We start from the raw sequence: 663 nt of genomic DNA, 5'->3' as shown, positions 1-663 counted from the left end.
ACAATGCGCACTGTAATACGACGAAACCCACCAGGCGAATTCGCCCCTACTAACGCAATAGATGCCCCATTCTTCATGGTCTTTTTAAGTAACGTGTTTTCACCTGTTCGGGTTTTGGGATCTGGCGCAATTTCAGACAAGACCGCTGTATCTCTCAACATTGGGGCAATTTCAGATTTTGAATAATCCTCGGCATCTTCTACGCGAGGCTGAACAACCAAAATTGGACTGGGGTCTTGATGAAGGTAATACCCAACGACATGATCTATAATCTTCGTATAACCTACACGCGCAGATTTCATCACCGAGACTTTTTCTACTCTAGGATCTGTAATCGCATCCATCATTCCCACTTGATAAGCATAAGCTTCGAACCGTCCTGTTTGCGCACTGGTTTCTTTGGAAAGATACGCATATTGTGCCGCCCATTGGCTGAGACTTAAAACAGGTGGTGGTGAGAGGTTAAGTTTTTGTGCTTTGTTCAGAGCTTTCAGAAAGACAATGTTCCCTTTCTTGTAATTGTTGTTTCCATCGTTCATCCTCGGAGAGTTCTTCTAATATTCTAACCATCAATTGATGCATTTTGTCTTGAGTTTCTGCGACTGTTTTACAATTAAATAGTTGCGGAGCCATCTCGGCAGGAATAGCCAAAAGGCGTGTTCT

Annotated in this window: 1 protein-coding gene and 1 pseudogene; both read right to left on the bottom strand. The window is 43.3% G+C overall.

Annotated elements, in window-relative coordinates:
- Positions 1 to 539: phage terminase large subunit family protein (locus QMN76_RS10890; protein WP_282066044.1), on the bottom strand; the 539-nt coding region annotated here is incomplete at its 3' end.
- A pseudogene (locus QMN76_RS10885) lies at positions 463 to 663 on the bottom strand (hypothetical protein); the annotation flags it as partial. The pseudogene QMN76_RS10885 and the gene QMN76_RS10890, both read right to left, overlap by 77 nt.

The organism is Commensalibacter papalotli (ex Botero et al. 2024), assembly GCF_947179115.1.
In the GTDB taxonomy this organism is placed as follows: Bacteria; Pseudomonadota; Alphaproteobacteria; order Acetobacterales; family Acetobacteraceae; genus Commensalibacter; species Commensalibacter papalotli.
The sequence above is the reverse complement of the archived record's forward strand: the minus strand, read 5'-3'. Positions and strand labels throughout refer to the sequence as shown.